The following is an 18,071-nucleotide window of genomic DNA, read 5'->3' as shown; positions in this document are numbered from 1 at the left end:
ATGAATATAAGTTTAGAGTAACGACAGTTAAGGTATAGATGAGCGCTGCCATCGGAGGCAGCATAGAGAGTTAGAAGAGCAGAGACAGAATAGCAGAGAATAGAAGATACCTGACAATACATGTAACCAATAAATCCTGCGTAGTATATGCAGGGTTCTCTTCTATCATGCCTCTCTGTTTGCAGAGAGGTTTTTCTCGTGTTCTGGCATGCTTTTCCTATTAAAGGAGGAAAAACCGTGACCAAAACAACAAAGCAGGCGTTCACTGACGCGTCTTTATCCCACCGAACGATTCCCTATATGGAGCATTACTTTTCCGACACCCTCACCCCTATTGATGTGTTTCGCCACTTTCAGGAAGATGCGGTATATCTGCTTGAAAGTAAAGACGAAGCCTCTCCGTGGTCGCGCTACTCGTTTGTCGGAATTCATCCTTCCTACCGGATTGTAGAGCAGGGAGGAGAGTTCCGCCTCGAGAAAACGGACGGCGCTCTTATACTTACAGCTTCCGATCTGGAGGCCTGCATGCAGCAGGCGACAGACTATATTGATCCTTCGCTGCCGGAGGTGGATCTTCCATTTAAAGGCGGTGCTGTCGGAGCTCTCTCGTACGATGCTGTGGAATTGTTCGAGCCAAAGCTTGCGCCGGAGAACGCCCCGGAATCACGCATACACTTTGTGTACTGCAGCACGATTATGGCGCTCGATCAGACGAATAAAGAGCTGACGATCATCTATTATGATGAACATACAGAGAAAGAGCCTGAAAAACGCTTTGAGGAAGCAAAGGCAACGGTAGGAAAGCTTCAAAAAAGTCTTCAGAACGGTAATTCCGGCTCCGCCATGTATCCGCCGCTTGAAAAAAATACAGCCGTGGACTTCAGCAGGGTCCAGTCCAATTATTCGAAGGAAAATTTCATGGATGCGGTGGAGAAAATTAAAGAATATATTGTAGCCGGAGACGTATTTCAGACAGTGCTGTCCCAGCGTTTTGAGCTCCCGACAACGGTGAGTGGCTTTGACCTTTACCGGGTGCTTCGCATGATTAATCCGTCGCCGTACCTGTTTTACCTGCGGCTCGGGGAAACTGAAGTGGTAGGCAGCTCTCCGGAACGGCTCGTGCAGGTGCTCGACGGCCACGTGGAAATCCATCCGATTGCCGGGACTCGCAAACGGGGACAGACCGACACAGAAGATAAAGCACTCGAAGAAGAACTGCTTGCCGACGAAAAAGAGCGGGCGGAGCACTTTATGCTCGTTGATTTGGCGCGAAATGATGTTGGCCGGATTGCCTCCTACGGCACAGTGGAAACGCCGGTGCTGCTTGAAACAGTCCGCTTCTCACACGTGATGCATATTATTTCGAAGGTGACAGGACGACTTTCTCCATTCGTTTCCCCGGTAGCGGCTCTTCAGTCTGCTTTTCCAGCTGGTACTGTTTCCGGAGCGCCTAAAATCCGTGCGATGGAAATTTTAAAGGAACTCGAGCCGACAAGGCGCGGAATGTATGCCGGGGCTGTTTGCTACATGGGCTTTGACGGCAACATTGACTCCTGCATTGCCATCCGGACGATGCTTGTGGAAAATCAGACGGCAAAGGTTCAGGCCGGAGCCGGTATCGTTGCCGATTCAGATCCGGCATCGGAATACGAAGAAACGCAAAATAAAGCAGCCGCTCTTCTGCGTACTGTAGCCGCTGCCGAAGCAATGTTCACCGATGAGAAGGGAGAGAATATTCATGCTTAAAGCACTGTTGAATAAATGCATTGAGGGGCATACACTAAAAGAACAGGAAGCAGAACAGGCAATGGACTTTATTATGCAGGGAGAGGCGACGCCTAGCCAGATTGCCGGTCTTATTACTATTATGCGGTTCCGGGGCGAGACCGTGGAAGAGCTGACCGGCTTTGTCCGCAGTATGCGCCGTCACGCCCTTTCTCTGGAGCATGAGGAGCCTTCCCTTCTCGATACGTGCGGCACCGGCGGCGACGTAAGTTCAACGTACAATATTTCCACTGCTTCTGCGATTGCGTTAAGCGGAGCGGGCATTAAGGTAGCCAAGCACGGCAACCGCTCGGTATCATCCAAAAGCGGGAGCGCCGACGTGCTTGAAACGCTGCAGGTGCCCGTGCAGTCAGGACCTGAGGAAGCGGTTAAAGCTCTGCAGGAAAAAGGTCTGGCCTTTTTGTTTGCCCCGCTGTACCACGTAGCGATGAAGCACGCCGTCACTCCAAGAAAAGAACTCGGTTTTCGTACCATCTTTAACGTGCTCGGGCCGTTAACAAACCCGGCAAACGCTGACATTCAGGTGGTCGGTGTGTTCGACCGGGGATACGGGGAGAAAATGGCCTACGTACTGAAAAATTTGGGTGCGAGCCGGGCGTTATTTGTGACTGGAAAAGACGGACTTGATGAAATGACGATTTCAGACAGTACGTATGTTACAGAGCTTCGCGACGGTGAAATTACGAAATATGAAATTACCCCGGAAGAGGCAGGACTTACAAGAGCTCCCGTGGAAGAAGTGCAGGTGGAGACGGCGGAAGAAAGCGCAGCGCTGATCGAAAATATTTTTAACGGCTCAGAAACTGGGGCCGCAAAAGACATTTTACTATTAAACATGGGCGCTGCATTTTATGCTGCCGACCGGGCAGAAACAATCGCAGACGGCGTGCAGCTTGCACAAAGAGTTATCCGCGAAGGCAAAGCCGAACAGCAGCTGCAGCGTCTGCGGGGAAATGAGGTTAATTCAACGTATGCTTGAAAAAATACTGCAAACTAAACAGGAAGAGCTGTCCCGTATTACGATTGGCGAGCGTCCGGATGTGCCTTTCTATTCACTGAAACAAGCACTGCAGCAGGACCCGCCGAATGTACAGATTATTGCGGAAATCAAAAAAGCTTCACCCTCCAAAGGGCTGATACGGAGTGATTTCGATCCGGAAGCCATCGCTCTTGGCTATGAACAGGGAGGCGCCGCCGCCCTGTCGGTGCTGACCGACGAAACGTATTTCCAGGGGAGCGGCAGCTACCTGACAGCGGTCAAAAAAATCTCTTCTCTGCCTGTGCTGCGCAAGGACTTTATTATCGATACCAGACAGGTGGAGGAAAGTGCAGCGATGGGGGCAGATGCTATTTTACTGATCGCAGAAGCCCTCGCGCCGGAAAAGCTGCATGAATTGTACGAGCAGGCTGGCGAGCTCGGGATGGAGGTGCTTGTAGAAGCACATTCCCCCGAAACGCTGCATGAGCTGCTCCATCATTTTACGCCGGAAATTATCGGTATCAATAACCGTGATCTTCATACGTTCCATACAGAACTCGGACAGACAGGAAAAGCAGCTTCGTTTATACCGGAAGGCAGTGTACTCGTCAGCGAAAGCGGCATCCGTACAAACGAAGACCTTGACTATATACAGCTTCTTGGGGCAGAGGCGGCGCTCGTCGGCGAATCCCTGATGAGGCAGCCGGACGTACGTGAAGCTTTACTAAAACTGCGGGGAGTGAACAAGCATGCCTCCACAGACACCGATGTTTAAAATGTGCGGCCTGCACTCCGAAAATGATGTGCGGCTTGCAGCTTCTTCCTCTGCTGACTTTGCGGGATTTGTATTTGCCCCGGGGAAGCGGGAAGTGGAGTCGGGAGCCGTTCGCGAGTGGCTGCAGGCTCATCCGCTGCACGGTAAAAAGGTTACAGCCCTGTTTGTGAATGCGCCGGTGCGAAAAGTGATCGCGACCGTGGAAGAAATACAGGCGGACGTGATACAGCTGCACGGTGAGGAACCGCCGGAAGAAGCGGCGATCATCCGGCACCGTACAGGCAAGGATGTGTGGAAAGCCCTGCCGCACGGAGAATATACGCATCAACAGATTGATGCCTATGCGGATTACGTTGATGGCTTCATCATCGACGCCAAAGTCAATGGCCGGTTCGGAGGCTCCGGCGCATCCTTCGCCTGGGAGCACGTGCCGGGCTATATTAAAGCCGGAAAAGCCCACCGGCTTCCACTACTTATCGCAGGAGGAGTACGCCCGGAAAATGTTGAAGACCTGCTTGCGTATCATCCGGCGGGTATTGATATTTCCAGCGGACTGGAAAAGGACGGAATAAAAGATGCCGGCTTATTAGAACAATTAGAGAAGAGGTTGAATAGCTATGCAGCAGATATATCCCGATGAACATGGACGGTACGGGGATTATGGCGGAAAATATGTGCCGGAAACGCTTATGTATGCACTGGAGGAGCTTGAGGAGGCATTTAACGCTGCCTGGGAGGATGATTCCTTTCACGAGGAGTACCAGGACATTCTGCGTGAATATGCCGGCCGTGAAACTCCGCTGACGTTTGCGGGGCATTTGACGGAGTATCTGGGCGGAGCGCAGATTTATTTAAAACGGGAGGATCTTCTTCATACCGGGGCCCATAAATTAAACAATGCCATCGGCCAGGTGCTTCTGGCCAGACGTATGGGGAAATCAAAAATCGTTGCCGAAACAGGTGCCGGCCAGCACGGCGTGGCGACGGCGACTGTCTGTGCTAAGTTCGGGCTGGAGTGCAAGGTATTTATGGGCGAAGAGGATATGGAGCGTCAGGCACTGAATGTTTTCCGCATGGAGCTCTTGGGAGCGGAAGTACTGCCTGCGTCGTCCGGAAACAAAACCTTAAAGGACGCCACCAATGAAGCGATCCGCTACTGGGTGACCAATGTCGAAGATACGTTTTATTTGATCGGTTCGGTCGTTGGTCCGCATCCATATCCAATGATTGTCCGGAATTACCAGCGGATTATCGGAGATGAGACGAAACAGCAGATGCAGACGCGTTGCGGCGCTCTTCCGGATGCGATTGCAGCATGCGTGGGAGGCGGAAGCAATGCGATCGGCATGTTTTATCCGTTTCTCGAAGACGATGTAAAGCTTTACGGGGCAGAGGCAGCCGGTATGGGCGTTCATACAGCATTGCACGCAGCAACGATTTCAAAAGGCACCCGCGGGGTCATTCACGGGTCGCTGACGTATTTAATCCAGGACGAAAATGGACAAATAATTGAGCCGTATTCTATTTCCGCCGGGCTGGACTACCCGGGCATTGGTCCGGAGCACGCCCATCTGGCCGAAAGCGGCCGCGTAGAATACACGGGGGTGACGGACGAACAATCGCTGGAAGCACTTTCGCTGTTAACGAAGAAAGAAGGTATTCTACCGGCAATTGAATCCTCCCACGCGCTCTACCTGGCGTTTGAAAAAGCCAAACAGATGGACAAAAATGAACGAATCGTCATCTGCCTCTCGGGGCGTGGAGATAAAGACGTTGAAACGATCCGCCGCCGCATGGAAGGAGAGAGCAGTGATGAATAAAGCAACAAATGTGCTGACTGTGGAAGAAGCGGCAGCACAGGCATCGTACCCTTTGTTTGTGCCATTTATTATGGCAGGGGACCCGGATGAGGAGGCGACCATTTCGATTGCTCTTTCGCTTCAGGAAGCGGGCGCCCATATTTTAGAGCTTGGCATTCCATATTCTGATCCGCTGGCTGACGGGCCGCTGCTTCAGCGCTCGGCCCAGCGCGCACTTAAAGGAGGCATGAGCCTGAAAGGGGCTCTGCGCACGATCCGGACGATGAGAGAACGCGGACTGACGATTCCGGTCGTCGTGTTTTCCTACGTCAATCCGGTGCTCCGCATGGGAGAAGAAACGTTTGTCAAAGAAGCGGCATCTGCGGGAGCAAACGGGGTATTGATTCCGGATCTTCCCATGGAAGAGAGCAGTTTTATCAGTGAGCTTGCCAAAGAGAAGGAGCTGTCGGTCATCTCACTTGTGGCACCGACGTCAGCCCACCGCATTGAAAAAATTGCTTCCCAGGCCCAGGGCTTTCTTTACTGCGTTTCAAGCCTTGGTGTAACTGGTACAAGGGACGCCTTCCCGGATGAAGCCTACGCGTTTATCCGCAAAGTAAAAGAAGCAAGCACGGTCCCGGTCGCTGTTGGCTTTGGTATATCCAACCGCCGCCAGGTGGAGCTGCTTGACGGCGTGAGTGACGGCATTGTCGTCGGCAGTGCGATCATGAAAATCGTCGAACAACAGCAGGAGGCCCTCGTTTCGGCTGAAAAGACAGAGCGCGAGCAGGCACTGAACGAAATTAAAACCTTTGTCTCCGAGCTAATTTCGTCGTAAGATAGTAATCAGCATACAAAGACGAGGTGACAATGTTGTATATTAAAAAACAAATCAAAGGCATGACGCCTTACCAGCCGGGAAAACCAATTGAAGAAGTGAAACGGGAGCTTGGACTGACTACTGTCCATAAAATGGCGTCGAACGAAAATCCATACGGTGCTCCGCTACAGGCCAAACAGGCGATCGAAGAAGCGGCCGCCGATCCGGAAATTTATCCGGATGGTTATGCAGCTGAGCTCCGCCAGGCAGTAGCCGAAGAGCTGAACGTTGGAGAAAAACAGCTGCTGTTTGGGGCCGGGTCCGACGAAGTGATCTTAATGCTCTGCCGTGCCATGCTTGGTCCGGATACAAATACCGTCATGGCGGTGCCGTCGTTCTCGCAGTACAAGCATAATGCGGCCATTGAAGGAGCGGAAATCCGTGAAATTCCGGCAGTGGACGGAGAACATCAGCTCGAAGCAATGCTTGAAGCGATCGATGAACAGACACGTATTGTCTGGGTATGTAACCCGAACAATCCGTCCGGCGCCTATATTAATGAAGAAGCATTTGTGGCATTTCTCGATCGGGTGCCGGAAAACGTTCTGGTCGTTTCGGACGAGGCTTACATTGAATATGTGACCGCGAAGGATTATCCGGATACGCTGAAGCTGCTGCAGGAGTACCCGAACCTTCTTCTTTTGCGGACATTCTCAAAGGCCTATGGTCTGGCCTCTCTCCGGGTCGGTTACGGCGTGAGCCATGAAGAGTTGATTCAGTCCCTGGATCCGGTCCGGCCTCCGTTTAACGTTACAGCTGTAGCCCAGCGGGCGGCAACGGCTGCCTTGAAGGACCGCAGCTTTATTGAAAAGTGCCGGGAGAAAAATAAAACTGAACTCGATAAAATGACAGCCTTCTGTGAAGAACAGGGACTGGACTATGTCCCTTCGCAGACCAATTTTCTGCTGATTCATACAGGAGTTGCAGGAAGCGTTGTTTTTGACGAAATGCTGAAAAAGGGTATCATCATCCGCTCAGGAGAAGCTCTCGGCTATCCGGAATCGATCCGTGTAACGATAGGGACCGAAGAGCAGAATGAAGCTTTCCGCCAGACGCTGAGTGAAGTGCTTGAACGTCAGCAGGCCAGGCTTTAGCGGACAACACCTGGAATCCGGCTCCGCTCGGGGCCGGGTGTTTTTATGTATGGAAACAAAGAGAGGCCTGGAGGGAAACAGATGCAGAAAAAAGCAGCAGTTATCGGGCTGGGACTGATCGGAGGGTCAATTGCCCTCGCCATCAAACAGGAACATCCCGGTGTTTATATTACAGGAACAGATGTAGATGAAGCCCAGACAAAGCTGGCGGTATCCTTGAGTGTTATTGACGAGGCTGCCCCGGACCTGGAGAACGCTGTAAAAGAAGCAGATCTGGTTGTGCTTGCCACCCCGGTTGCCACCACTGAGAAATTGCTCGTGCAGCTGGCCGGCATATCTTTAAAGCCCGGGGCCATCGTTACCGACGTCGGCAGCACAAAAACATCGATCTGCGAGCAGGCAGACGTTCTTTCGGGAAAGAACGTTCATTTTATCGGCGGCCATCCCATGGCCGGATCCCATAAAAGCGGCGTCCATGCCGCCCGTGTCCGCCTGTTTGAAAATGCCTACTACGTGCTGGTGCCAAACGGTCCGGGCTCTTCTGAAAAGATCGGTGAGATCAAAGAGTGGCTTCGGGGCACGCAGGCAAAGTTTATTGAACTGTCCTACGAGCAGCACGACCTGCTGACAGGCGTCATCAGTCATTTTCCGCATATTGTGGCCTCGGCCCTTGTGCATCAGGTGAAGGGGATGGAGGATGAACAGGCATGGGTGACCAAGCTCGCTGCCGGAGGGTTCCGGGACATTACGAGAATCGCTTCAGCCAGCCCGGAAATGTGGACTGATATTCTGCTGAAAAACAACGACGTCATGAGGCAGCTGATGGAGGACTGGAAGCAGCAGATGAGCGCCATTGAGCAGATGCTTGCCGCGGGGGATAAAGAGCAGATCTACCAGTTTTTTGAGCATGCCAAATCCTATCGCGACGGCCTGCCTGCCAAGAAGCAGGGAGCTATACCGGCCATTTATGATCTGTTTGTCGACGTGCCGGACCATCCCGGGGTTATCTCGGACGTAACCGGTATTCTTGGACGCACCGGCATCAGTATTATCAACATACGGATCCTTGAAACGAGAGAGGACATTATGGGCGTGCTTCAGCTGACGTTCCGCACTGAGGAAGATCGGCGTGCCGGCATGCAGCAGCTCGAAAAGCACGATTATGAATCCTACATTGGTTAACCGAAAAAAGAATGAAAAAATAGGGGAGAAGCATTGACAACGCTTACAATTACGTTATACTAATATTAGCGTATGGTTTCTCTCCACTCCTATCCATACTCTTTATCTTAAAACTAGCCGATGTGGCGGCACACCTGATGAGTAGACATCAGGTGTTTTTTTTGTTTTTGTAAACGTTATCATCATCTGCGGGCAGAAGGTTTTCTGTTCGTCACAGCGGGCAATGTTTGCTATAATTACACAGTGCTAAACGAGATTTACCTGGAAGAAAGGTTGTTGACGGCGTGAATTTAGAAACGATCCTTGAAACGATAAGAAACGGCGATACGGAAAAAGGGCTCGAAGAGATGGAGAAATACAGCCACTCTGCAAACGATCAGGAAAAATACGATATAGTGGAAATGTATCAGGAGCTGGGCCGCTCAGATAAGGCGCAGCCGCTGATTGAAGATCTGCTTGGACGCTATCCCGATGAAGGGGCACTGCTGACGACCGTAGCCGAGAATGCGATTGATCTCGACGATGAGGATGACGCAATTGAGTGGCTGCTCGAGGTGAAGGATTCGGATGAAGAGTATCTGCGGGCGCAGCTGCTGCTTGCTGATTTGTACCAGATGCAGGGGCTCGATGAAGTAGCGGAGCAAAAGCTTTTGGATGCCTTAAAGCAGAGTCCTGAAGAGCCGGTGCTCCTTGCTGCCGTCGGGGATTATTATTTATCCCGCGGAGACTACGCTAAGAGCATTCCTTATCTGAAGCAGGCTGAAGGCGCCGGGTTTAAATTTCCGGATGGCAGTCTGAGCCTTCGTCTCGCTGAAGCATACAGCGTGACCGGTTCGTTTGAGGATGCACTGAGCTACTACGAGGCCGGACTGAAAGAACATACTGAGCTCCACGCTTTGTTTGGCTACGGTTATACAGCGCTTCAGGTCAGCGATTATCAGCTTGCTGCAGAGAAGTTCGAAGAGCTCCGGAACATGGATAAAGACTTTGTAGCGCTCTATCCATACCTGGTGCGAAGCTACGAAGGGCTCGAAGACCATGAAAAAGCCCTGGAAGCGGCGAAGGCCGGTATTAAAGAAGATGAATACAATGAAAATTTATATACCGAGGCCGGGAAGCTCTATATGGCGCTTGGCAACGAAGAAGAGGGAGAGAAACATCTCAAGGAGGCACTTGCTTTAAATCCGGCACATCTTGAAGCGGCGAATGCGCTTCTCAGCATGTGGATGGAGCAGGAAGAGCCGGAGGCGATGATTGACCTGATTGATCATTTATACGAAATGGGCGAGCCGGATGTACGTTTTCAGTGGTACTATGCCCGGGCTAAAAACCTCCAGGACGAACCTGTCGAAGCGAAAGAAAAATACGAAGAAGTGTACAGCGTATATCAGGAAAACGAAGTATTCCTTGAAGAATACGGCCGTCTGCTGCTTGAACTCGGCTACCGGGAGAATGCGTTGAAGCACCTGGAGCAGGCTTCAGCCATGCAGCCGGACAACACTGAGCTTCAGCTTTTGCTTGAAGACCTTCGCATGAGCGAATAAAGACACGAAACTGGTGTCTTTTTCTACATATAAAATGAGGCGGATGATACAGTGAAACAGCTACTTGGATGGTTTGGAACGCCTTACGTGTTAATCCCGCTTTTTATCATTAACGCGCTCGGTACCATTTACGGCTACATTTGGTACGGCCAGCAGCTGCAGCAGACGCCGGCTGTGTTTCTGCCCTTCGTCCCGGACAGTCCGACGGCAAGCCTGGTTTTTACGATCGTTCTCGGGCTCTACATTATCGGCAGGAGAAGCGGACTGGCGGAAGCATTCGCTTTTATAACGCTTGTAAAGTACGGGCTTTGGGCGGTAGGGATGAACGTGTTTTCCGGCGTAGCCGGAGAGGCGCTCAGCTGGCAGCACTACATGCTTATTGCCTCCCACGCCGGCATGGCGCTGCAGGCGTTTTTGTATCTGCCTTACTACCGGGTGAAGCTTTGGCATATCGGGGCAGTCGCGGTATGGACAGTACATAATGACATAATTGACTACGTTTTTGGAATGTATCCCTGGGTGTCAGCGTCGCTCCAGCCGTACATTTCCCTGATCGGCTACGGGACGTTCTGGCTTAGTGTGATTTCGATCGGGCTCCTGCTCTGGTGGAGGCTCAGTCCCGGCCGGACAGAGCTTCGGCTCATGGAGGAATAGAGCATAATCTTTGACATTATACCCCCGTCTGCATACAATATAAGTATATATAAATGGAGGGATGAGAAAAAATGGGAATGCTTCTGTTATATTTAGCAGCGCTTATCCTCATTCCGCTTTGGGCGCAGTCCAAAGTGAAAAAAGCATACAAAAAATATTCGAACGTAAGCAATTCATCCGGGATGACAGGGGCCTCCGTGGCCAAAAAAATCCTGGAGGAAAACGGCATCTATAACGTACGCGTAGAGCCGACCAAAGGAAAACTAACGGATCATTATGATCCTTCAAAAAAAGTTGTCCGTTTGTCAGAGGAGAACTATTACAATTCGACGGTAGCGGCTCAGGCGATCGCTTCTCACGAAGTGGGGCACGCGATTCAGGATGCGGAAAACTATGCGTTTTTACGATTCCGTTCCTCGCTTGCACCTGTGGCTTCGACCGGGTCCAATCTTTCCTTCTTTTTGATTCTCGCCGGTATTTTGCTGCAGTCGACCGGCATGTTTCTGGCGGGTATCATATTCTTCTCGGCCGCCGTACTGTTCCAGGTTGTCACCCTTCCGGTGGAATTTAATGCGAGCAGCCGTGCCATGAATCAGATTGTTGCGACTGGTATTATCAGCAACAATGAAGAGCGGGAAACGAAAAAAGTACTCGATGCCGCTGCATTAACGTACGTTGCAGCTGCTCTGGTAGCCGTGCTGGAACTGGGGCGTTTTATCGCCATGTTTCTCATGACAAGCGAAGAATAGTAAGAAACACCTGCGCGTTTACCGGCGCAGGTGTTTTTTGTGTGTGGAAGCTGATAAAAATGTGGGAGTAAAAAGTCTTATTGAAGCGGATTTTTGTTTTCATCGAGGGTGAAGCCCTCACCGATAACATCCTGCACATCGTTAACTGTCACAAAAGCATGGGGGTCCACCCGTTCGACAAGGTGTTTCAGGCGCATCAGCTCGTTTTTGCCAACGACGCAGTAGAGAATCTCTTTTTCCTGTCGGGTGAAGCTGCCCTTACCATTTAAAATAGTCGCTCCGCGGTTCATCTCCTGCAGAATGGCGTCGGCTACTTCCGGGGCCTGATCGGAAATAATCATAGCGGCTTTGCCGGAGTATGCGCCCTGCTGAATAAAGTCAATGACGCGGGCAGCCACGAAGACAAACACAAGCGTGTACATTGCTTCACGGTAGTCTAAATACAGAAGGGAAGCGATTATGACCACAGCATCAAACATAAACAGCGAGCGCCCCATCGTCCAGCCGAACACGTTACTTGCAAGCTTGGCGATAATGTCAGCCCCTCCGGTGGTACCGCCGTACCGGAAAACAATGCCGAGGCCTGAGCCGACAAAAACGCCGGCAAACAAGGCGACAAGAACAAGGTCATCCTGAAGCGGCAGATGGAGAAGCTCGACCTCCTGGAACAGCCATAAAAACAAACTGACGGCCGCTGTGCTTATTAACGTATAGACAAAGACATGCCGCCCGAGCAGACGCCAGCCCAGAATCAGGACGGGAATGTTCAGCACGAGGTTGCTGAAGGCAGGATTGATATTGAATAAATTATAAAGAATTAGGGTAATACCAGTAAAGCCGCCGTCCGCTAGCTGGTTTTGCATGTTAAAATAGACAAGTCCAAAACTCATAATAGCAGAGCCGAGCACGACAAAAAAGATATTACGGGTATGTATCCAAATGCTCACGATGGTTCCTCCTCTCCGGCCGGAAAGCTTGTATCAACCGTTACATTATAGTAAAGCCCGGGGCAGGAGGCAATCTATGTTTGTCAAACCGAATGGATTTTTATACGATTGAAGGGAGGACGCCGGAATGTCCCGGGAACAGATGACGATGAAAGAAATGCAGGAAAAAGTGGATGCCTTTATCGGCCAGTTTGAAGAAGGGTATTTCAGCCCGCTCGCCATGCTTGCAAGAATGACAGAAGAAACTGGAGAGCTTGCCAGAGAAATTAATCACTATTACGGTGAAAAGCCGAAAAAAGAAAGCGAAGAGCATAAATCACTGGATAAGGAAATGGGCGATATGCTGTTTGTGCTTATCTGCTTTGCGAATTCACTTGATATTGATCTGGATGAAGCGTTTGGTATCGTAATGGAAAAGTTTGAGACAAGAGATCAGGATAGATGGACGAAAAAGGAGAATGACAAATGACTGAATTAATTCGCGTTATCGTCGCCGGGCCGAGAGGAAACATGGGTAAGGAAGCTGTACATATGATTGAAGCCGCAGAGCACCTGCAGCTCGCTGCTGTGGTGGATCATAAATACGAGGGCTCGCTGCTGTCGGAAATCGAAGGCATGCCAAACTCCGGGGCCCGTGTCTATACGGACATTGACGAGTGTCTCGGCGAGGTCAAAGCAGAGGTGTTTGTAGATTTGACCACGCCGGAAATTGGAAAAATACATACAGAAAAAGCACTCGACTACGGCCTTGCGCCGGTTGTTGGTACGACAGGCTTCTCTGATGAAGATCTCTACCGCCTGCGTCAAAAAGCAAAAGAGCAGAAGCGGGGAGTGCTTATTGTACCAAATTTTGCTATCGGCGCTGTTCTGATGATGAAAATGTCACAAATGGCTGCAGCCTACTTCCCGGATGTGGAGATTACTGAGCTGCATCATGACCGAAAGCTTGATGCCCCATCCGGCACCGCTGTAAAAACGGCTAAGCTGATTCAGGAAAACCGGACCAAAAAAACGCAGGGGCATCCCGAGGAAAAAGAAACGATGCCGGGGGCACGCGGAGCGGAGCTCGACGGCATGAGGATTCACAGCACGCGGCTTCCAGGCCTGGTGGCCCATCAGCAGGTGATGTTTGGCGGGGAGGGCCAGACGCTTACTATCCGTCACGACTCGATCAACCGGGCGTCCTTTATGCCGGGTGTCAAATTCGCGATCGAGCAGGTAGTCACGATGGACGAACTCGTGTACGGTCTCGAAAACATTCTGGAGTAAAGGGGGGCTTTTATGAATATTGCACTGATTGCCCATGATAAGAAAAAAGACGATCTCATCCGGTTTGGCGAAGCATACAGGCATATTCTCGAGCGTCACACCCTTTCAGCAACCGGGACGACCGGCGGGCGACTGAAGGAGGAGGTAGGCCTGAATGTCAAACAGTACCAGTCGGGGCCGCTCGGCGGCGATCAGCAGATAGGGGCAAAGATTGCAGAACAGCAGGTGGACCTGGTGCTCTTTTTCCGGGATCCATTGACCGCACAGCCGCATGAGCCAGATATCACCGCGCTGATGAGGCTAGCCGACGTGCATGGGGTTCCTCTTGCAACGAACATGGCCGCAGCTGAGGTGCTGATTAAAGGGCTTGAACACGGATTGTTCGCCTTTCGTGATATTTTAAAGGAGTCTACAGATCAATATGACACATAAACGAACGCTGTTAACCGTCGGGGCCCACCCTGATGATATTGAAATTGGAATGGGCGGGACGGTAGCGCAGCACAGTAAAACCGACAATGTCTATATGCTTTCCCTGACAGAGGGCGACCTTTCATCTAACGGCACTGTGGAAACCAGGCAGCAGGAAGCAGAGCGGGCAGCAGAAATCCTCGGCGCCTATCGGCTGCAGCTCACCTGGAGAGACCGGATGCTTACAGCAGTAACCCAGGAAGAGTACACCCAGCTTGTACAGCTGATCCGCCGCATCCAACCGGACACGATATTTGCCCCGTACTATATCGATCGGCACCCGGACCACGGCGATGCCGGAAATATCGTAAAGCGGGCTGTATTTGATGCAGGGGTCAAGCTGTATCCGGGAGTGGACGAAAACGCCCACAAGGTACCAAACATGTACTACTACATGATTAACGGCTACCACCGGCCTGCCTTTTATGTGGACATCACCGCAGCTGCCGGCGACAAAGAAGCGGCGTTAAAGGCGTATAAAAGCCAGTTTGATCCGGGAGAAGAAGCCGTAAGTACACCGCTTACGGACGGGTACCTCGAAACGATTCAGGCAAGAGACCGATTATTCGGCAAAGAAACGGGAGTGACTTACGCAGAAGGGTTTATCGCCGAAACTCCGATGCTTTTTCAACAGGTGCCCGGCAGACAAGGAAGTGACTAAGCGTGAAAATTGGAATAACGTGCTACCCGACGGTGGGAGGATCGGGAGTTATTGCGACGGAGCTCGGCAAGCTGCTTGCTGAACGAGGCCATGAAATACATTTCATTACCTCGGCGATCCCGTATCGTTTAACCGAAACCTCACCGAATATTTATTATCATGAAGTCTCAGTAAACCAATACGAAGTGTTCCAGTACCCGCCTTACTCATTAACGCTTGCAAGCAAAATGGCGGAAGTCGTCAACCGGGAGCAGCTCGACGTCCTGCACGTGCATTACGCCGTGCCTCACGCTGTCTGTGCGATTTTAGCCAGGGATATGACCGACCACCCTGTAAAAGTAGTAACAACGCTTCACGGTACAGACATTACCGTGCTTGGCCATGACTCCTCGCTTCGTGATATTATCCGCTACGCCATTCAGCGCTCGGACGAAGTGACTGCGGTATCGGACGCTCTGGTGGAGCAGACAAAGCAGATGCTTGAAGTCGACCGTGATATTCATACAATTTACAATTTCGTGGACGAGCGGGTGTACGGTCCGAAAACGGATAAAAAGGATTTAAAAAAAGCATACAATATTGACGAGGACGAAAAGGTGCTTCTGCATGTTTCCAATTTCCGGCCGGTGAAACGGGTCGTAGACGTCGTGCGGACATTTGCGGCAGTGCAGACAGAGGTTTCCTGTAAGCTGGTTATGCTTGGGGACGGACCGGACCGGGAAAAGGCATGGGCAGAGGCGAAAAGGCTCGGCGTCGACCAGGACGTGCTGTTTTTAGGCAACCAGCGGCACGTCGCCGACTATTTGCACATTGCCGACTTGATGCTGCTGCTTTCAGAAAAAGAAAGCTTCGGTCTGGCTGCCCTTGAAGCGATGGCATGCGGTGTGCCAGTCATTGGCACAGATGTCGGAGGTATCCCTGAGGTGGTCTTTCATAACGAAACCGGCTATGTTGTGCCGCTCGGGGTTGTGGAAATGGCTGCTCAGCAGGCGGTCGGACTGCTGACGGATCCAGATAGGATGAAAAGGTTCAACCAGCGCTCGCTCGACGTGGTGGAAGAATATTTTTCCTCCTCTCGCATCGTAGCCCAGTATGAAGAATTGTACCGCCGGACAGTGGAGGACGGGTAATGAACGATCATCAGACGTGGGAAGAGGCGCTGATTGTTATTAAGACGTTACGGCAAAACGGTATCACCGCCTATGTTGTGGGCGGAGCCGTGCGTGACCGGCTGATGAACCGGATGCCAAACGATATGGATATAGCAGCGGCTGCGACCACGGAAGAGCTTTCGGCTGTTTTTCCGTACGCTGTAAAGCCGTCGGAGAAATTTGGAACACTGCTCGTAAAGACCGGAAATAGTATTGTCGAAGTCACTCCGTTCCGTGAAGGGGCGGAAACAATTGAAGAGGATCTGCAGCAGCGGGATTTCACATGCAACGCGATGGCAGCAGATGCACAGGGGACAGTGATCGATCCGTTCAATGGACAGAAGGATATCCGGGAACAGGTGCTACGCACGCCGGAGTCTGCTGAACGCGCCTTTTTCCTCGATCCACTCCGGGTGATCCGCGCGTTCCGCTTTCGTTCTGTACTCGGTTTTTCGCTGAATCCGGAAGTTGAGCGGGCAGCAGAAGCAGCTGCAGAAGGGCTTGCACATACCGCCGTGGAACGAATACGCGATGAAATAACCAAGCTGCTTGAAGGGCAGAAACGCCTGAGCGCCCTCGAAAATATGAGAGAGCTGCGTTTGTTTTCTTGTTTTCCGGAATCGGTCCGGACAGCGTCTCCCTTTTTTCATCACCCCGCGCTTGTACAGTTTCCTGCGGGCACAAAAGTTTCATGGGCGGCGCTGCTGCATGCCCTGTACGGACGAAAAAGCCTGGAGATGCTGAACGGGTGGCGTTTTTCCAATCAGTCACGAAAGCAGTGCCGCTGGCTGCTGGAACGAGTCGATGTGGCCGCCTCTCCCGAAACGTGGCGGCAGTGGCTGTATTATTTCGGTCCAAAGCAGGTGGCAGATCTGGAGAAGCTCAAACAGTGGAAGTATTTTACTTACCGGGGAAGCTCCTGTGCAGATTGGAAAAAGAAATGGGAGGCTCTTCCGATTCATTCCAGGCAGGACCTGGCCCTTTTGCCAAAGTCAATCGCCTCGATGCCGGCCTACAAAGACTCGGCGAGAATCGGGCAGGCGGTCGCATATTTAGAACAGGCAGTCTTGAATGAAAAGGTAGAAAACAGTGAACAAAAGCTGCTGGCCTATTTGGAGGAAATGAACGATGAATAAAAACCGATTACTGCAGCTGTTAATGGCCCACCGGGACCGCCCAGTCTCCGGCCAGGAGATCAGCGGGGAATTGCAGGTATCGCGTACTGCTGTGTGGAAGCAGATTGAAGAGCTGCGGAAAAATGGATATGAAATCGAAGCAGCATCCCGGCGCGGCTACCGGCTGGTGCGTTTTCCCGACCGGGTTGGCACAGAAGAAATCATGCTCCATCTTACAACGGAGCGCCTCGGCCGATCGATTATTTATAACGACACCGTAACCTCCACCCAGGAAATTGTACGGGAGCAGGCTGAAAAGGGATCCGGGGAAGGGCTTATTGCTGTGGCGAATGAACAGGTGCAGGGCCGGGGGAGGCTCGGACGCTCGTGGCAGAGCAGTCCGGAGCAGGGCATCTGGATGAGTCTTTTGCTCCGCCCGCAGGTGCCTCCCCGCTACGCTCCACAGCTCACCTTATTATCGGCGGTGGCCCTTGCTGAGGCGCTTGACAGCTATCTTCCGGAGCCGACTGCGATTAAATGGCCGAACGATATCCGCATTCATAAAAAGAAACTCGCGGGTATACTGACAGAAATGCAGGCAGACATGGATGAAGTACAGACAGTGATTGTTGGCATGGGTATTAATGTAAACCAGGCTGACGGGGATTTTACCGGAGAGCTCGCGGAAAAAGCCGCTTCCATCCGGCAGTATGCAGGAGCCCGGCAGAGTCGCCCGCAGATTATTGCCTCTATCTTAAAAAGCTATGAGTCCTGGTATAATGAATACTTAACGAATGGATTCGGTGCAGTCAAAGCTGCCTGGTCCGCCAAAACAGATACGATCGGAAGTTTTATCCAGGTAGAGACGTCCCGGCAGACAGTGGAAGGAACAGCCCTTTGTATAACGGATGAGGGGGCTTTGCAGGTCCAAAAGACAGACGGCAGCATTCAGACGGTACACAGCGGCGAGATTCTGGACGGCCCACCGCCGGAATAGCGGAAGAAAGGAGGCAGGC

General features: G+C 51.7%; 19 protein-coding genes. 18 read left to right on the top strand and 1 reads right to left on the bottom strand.

Features of this window, described 5'->3' with window-relative positions; genetic code table 11:
• Nucleotides 1–237: 237 nt before the first annotated feature.
• The 11 genes from trpE to G548_RS0100845 all read left to right on the top strand — a co-directional run bounded on the left by trpE (nt 238) and on the right by G548_RS0100845 (nt 11,441).
• On the top strand, nt 238–1,746 hold the full coding sequence (gene trpE / locus G548_RS0100895) for an anthranilate synthase component I (RefSeq protein WP_022792264.1): 1,509 nt from the start codon (nt 238–240) through the stop codon (nt 1,744–1,746).
• On the top strand, nt 1,739–2,764 hold the full coding sequence (gene trpD / locus G548_RS0100890; protein ID WP_022792263.1) for an anthranilate phosphoribosyltransferase: 1,026 nt from the start codon (nt 1,739–1,741) through the stop codon (nt 2,762–2,764). Before trpE ends, trpD begins: the two co-directional genes overlap by 8 nt.
• Entirely contained in the window at nt 2,757–3,539 is a 783-nt protein-coding gene (trpC, locus tag G548_RS0100885; protein WP_022792262.1) for an indole-3-glycerol phosphate synthase TrpC, read from the top strand. Before trpD ends, trpC begins: the two co-directional genes overlap by 8 nt.
• Entirely contained in the window at nt 3,514–4,179 is a 666-nt protein-coding gene (locus G548_RS0100880) for a phosphoribosylanthranilate isomerase (protein ID WP_022792261.1), read from the top strand. The genes trpC and G548_RS0100880 overlap by 26 nt, the downstream gene beginning before the upstream one ends.
• On the top strand, nt 4,157–5,359 hold the full coding sequence (trpB, locus tag G548_RS0100875; protein ID WP_022792260.1) for a tryptophan synthase subunit beta: 1,203 nt from the start codon (nt 4,157–4,159) through the stop codon (nt 5,357–5,359). The genes G548_RS0100880 and trpB overlap by 23 nt, the downstream gene beginning before the upstream one ends.
• On the top strand, nt 5,352–6,176 hold the full coding sequence (gene trpA / locus G548_RS0100870; RefSeq protein WP_022792259.1) for a tryptophan synthase subunit alpha: 825 nt from the start codon (nt 5,352–5,354) through the stop codon (nt 6,174–6,176). The genes trpB and trpA overlap by 8 nt, the downstream gene beginning before the upstream one ends.
• A gap of 35 nt (nt 6,177–6,211) precedes the next feature.
• Nucleotides 6,212–7,312 carry a histidinol-phosphate transaminase gene (hisC, locus tag G548_RS0100865; protein WP_027847116.1) on the top strand — a complete coding sequence of 367 codons (1,101 nt, stop codon included), beginning with the start codon at nt 6,212–6,214 and terminating at the stop codon, nt 7,310–7,312.
• An 81-nt stretch (nt 7,313–7,393) separates the two neighbouring features.
• Entirely contained in the window at nt 7,394–8,494 is a 1,101-nt protein-coding gene (locus tag G548_RS0100860) for a prephenate dehydrogenase (protein WP_022792257.1), read from the top strand.
• Nucleotides 8,495–8,778: 284 nt separating this feature from the next.
• Nucleotides 8,779–10,038, top strand: a complete 1,260-nt coding sequence (locus G548_RS0100855; RefSeq protein WP_022792256.1) for a tetratricopeptide repeat protein — start codon at nt 8,779–8,781, stop codon at nt 10,036–10,038.
• 51 nt (nt 10,039–10,089) lie between these two features.
• Nucleotides 10,090–10,692 (top strand): DUF1405 domain-containing protein, encoded by a 603-nt coding sequence (locus tag G548_RS16965; RefSeq protein WP_022792255.1) that lies wholly within the window; start codon nt 10,090–10,092, stop codon nt 10,690–10,692.
• A 71-nt stretch (nt 10,693–10,763) separates the two neighbouring features.
• The gene (locus tag G548_RS0100845) at nt 10,764–11,441 is read left to right on the top strand and encodes a zinc metallopeptidase (protein ID WP_022792254.1); all 678 of its coding nucleotides are present in this window, start codon (nt 10,764–10,766) and stop codon (nt 11,439–11,441) included.
• A gap of 77 nt (nt 11,442–11,518) precedes the next feature.
• Here G548_RS0100845 and G548_RS0100840 read toward each other — a convergent pair whose 3' ends face one another.
• A complete protein-coding gene (locus tag G548_RS0100840; RefSeq protein ID WP_022792253.1) occupies nt 11,519–12,388 on the bottom strand; it encodes a YitT family protein in 870 nt (289 codons plus the stop codon).
• Between the two features lie 127 nt (nt 12,389–12,515).
• On the opposite strand from G548_RS0100840, the gene G548_RS0100835 reads away from it, so the two are divergent.
• The 7 genes from G548_RS0100835 to G548_RS0100805 are packed head-to-tail and all read left to right on the top strand — an operon-like array spanning nt 12,516 to nt 18,052.
• Entirely contained in the window at nt 12,516–12,857 is a 342-nt protein-coding gene (locus G548_RS0100835; RefSeq protein ID WP_022792252.1) for a nucleotide pyrophosphohydrolase, read from the top strand.
• The gene (dapB, locus tag G548_RS0100830) at nt 12,854–13,657 is read left to right on the top strand and encodes a 4-hydroxy-tetrahydrodipicolinate reductase (protein ID WP_022792251.1); all 804 of its coding nucleotides are present in this window, start codon (nt 12,854–12,856) and stop codon (nt 13,655–13,657) included. The genes G548_RS0100835 and dapB overlap by 4 nt, the downstream gene beginning before the upstream one ends.
• Before the next feature lie 12 nt (nt 13,658–13,669).
• Nucleotides 13,670–14,089: a methylglyoxal synthase gene (gene mgsA / locus G548_RS0100825; protein WP_022792250.1), complete on the top strand. Its 420-nt coding sequence runs from the start codon at nt 13,670–13,672 to the stop codon at nt 14,087–14,089.
• Complete coding sequence (bshB1, locus tag G548_RS16960) at nt 14,079–14,789, top strand: bacillithiol biosynthesis deacetylase BshB1 (RefSeq protein ID WP_022792249.1); 711 nt, start codon at nt 14,079–14,081, stop codon at nt 14,787–14,789. Before mgsA ends, bshB1 begins: the two co-directional genes overlap by 11 nt.
• Before the next feature lie 2 nt (nt 14,790–14,791).
• Entirely contained in the window at nt 14,792–15,919 is a 1,128-nt protein-coding gene (gene bshA / locus G548_RS0100815) for an N-acetyl-alpha-D-glucosaminyl L-malate synthase BshA (RefSeq protein WP_022792248.1), read from the top strand.
• Nucleotides 15,919–17,076, top strand: coding sequence for a tRNA nucleotidyltransferase/poly(A) polymerase-related protein (locus G548_RS18655; RefSeq protein WP_022792247.1), 1,158 nt, complete (start codon nt 15,919–15,921; stop codon nt 17,074–17,076). The genes bshA and G548_RS18655 overlap by 1 nt, the downstream gene beginning before the upstream one ends.
• Nucleotides 17,069–18,052, top strand: coding sequence for a biotin--[acetyl-CoA-carboxylase] ligase (locus G548_RS0100805; protein WP_022792246.1), 984 nt, complete (start codon nt 17,069–17,071; stop codon nt 18,050–18,052). The genes G548_RS18655 and G548_RS0100805 overlap by 8 nt, the downstream gene beginning before the upstream one ends.
• Nucleotides 18,053–18,071 lie beyond the last annotated feature (19 nt).

The organism is Marinococcus halotolerans DSM 16375 (genome assembly GCF_000420725.1).
Lineage (GTDB): Bacteria > Bacillota > Bacilli > Bacillales > Marinococcaceae > Marinococcus > Marinococcus halotolerans.
Note: the sequence above shows the minus strand (reverse complement) of the source record. Positions and strands in the feature narration are given on the sequence as shown.